This window comes from Niastella vici (assembly GCF_002077945.1).
GTDB lineage: Bacteria > Bacteroidota > Bacteroidia > Chitinophagales > Chitinophagaceae > Niastella > Niastella vici.
Genome location: NZ_LVYD01000132.1, coordinates 1 through 1,454, shown reverse-complemented (window position 1 = coordinate 1,454; position 1,454 = coordinate 1). Strand labels below are relative to the sequence as shown.

At 43.9% G+C, this 1,454-nt stretch carries 1 protein-coding gene; it reads right to left on the bottom strand.

What is annotated here, in order from left to right; translation table 11 throughout:
- Positions 1–1,454: hypothetical protein (locus A3860_RS41455; protein WP_216823630.1), on the bottom strand; the 1,454-nt coding region annotated here is incomplete at both ends.

Sequence of the window (1,454 nt, the reverse complement as noted above, 5' to 3'; positions counted from 1 at the left end):
TTATAAGTGCCAGCGGCATTGTATGTGTTGCCATTCCAGGTGTATGGTAATTGGTTATTGCAAATAGTTATGGCTTGAGAACCTGTTACGACGGTGTTTACGTTGAGAGTTAAGGATACGATGGAGTCGCAGCCAGCGGCGCTTGTCAAGGTGTCTTTGTAAGTGCCGGCGGCATTATAGGTGTTGCCGTTCCATGAGTATGGCAATTGGCTTGTACAGATGGTTACGGTTTGAGCGCCGGTCAGGGTTGCTTTTACGGTCAATGTGAGCGTGACGATAGAATCGCAACCGGCTACATTCTTCAATGTGTCTTTGTATGTACCAGCGGCATTATATATGTTTCCGTTCCAGGAGTATGGTAGTTGGTTGTTGCAGATGGTTATCGCTTGAGAGCTTGTTACGGATGTGTTTACATTGAGAGTTAATGTTACGACTGAGTCGCAACCAGCGGCACTGGTTAAAGTATCCTTGTAGGTTCCGGCTGCATTATATGTGTTGCCGTTCCAGGAGTATGGTAATTGGTTATTACAGATTGTTATAGTTTGGGCACCCGTCTTGGTTGGGTTGACGTTCAATGTCAGGGTAACAATTGAGTCGCAACCCGATGCGCTGATCAGGGTGTCTTTATAAGTGCCAGCTGCGTTATAAGAGTTTCCGTTCCAGATATACGGTAATTTATTGCTACAAATGGTTGCAGTTTGAGTGCCTGTCAATGTTGCTTTTACTGTTAGTGTGAGGGTAACGACAGAATCACAACCTGCTGCACTGATCAAAGTGTCCTTATAGGTTCCGGCCGCATTTAGAGATTTACCATTCCAGGTATAAGGCAGTTGATTGTTGCAAATGGCTATTGTTTGAGCACCCGTCTTGGTTGGGTTGACGTTCAATGTAAGTGTAACAATTGAGTCGCAACCTGAAGCGCTGATCAGGGTGTCTTTATAAGTGCCAGCTGCGTTATAGGTGTTTCCATTCCATAAATACGGTAATTTATTGCTACAGATGGTTGCAGTTTGAGTGCCGGTCAATGTTGCTTTTACTGTCAGTGTGAGGGTTACGATAGAATCGCAACCAGCCACATTTTTCAATGTGTCTTTGTAAGTGCCGGCAGCATTAAGTGATTTGCCATGCCAGAAGTATGGCAGCTGGTTATTACAGATGGTTATCGCTTGTGAACCAGTTACGGATGTATTTACATTTAGCGTTAAAGTAACAATAGAATCGCAGCCTGCGGCACTGTTTAATGTGTCCTTGTATGTTCCTGCAGCATTGTAGGAGTTACCATTCCAGGTATATGGTAATTGGCTATTACAGATGGTTACAGTTTGTGCGCTTGTTAATGCTGCTTTTACTGTCAAAGTAAGTGTAACAATAGAATCGCAGCCAGCTACATTTTTCAATGTGTCTTTGTAAGTGCCGGCAGCATTAAGTGATTTACCATGCCAGATGTATGGCAG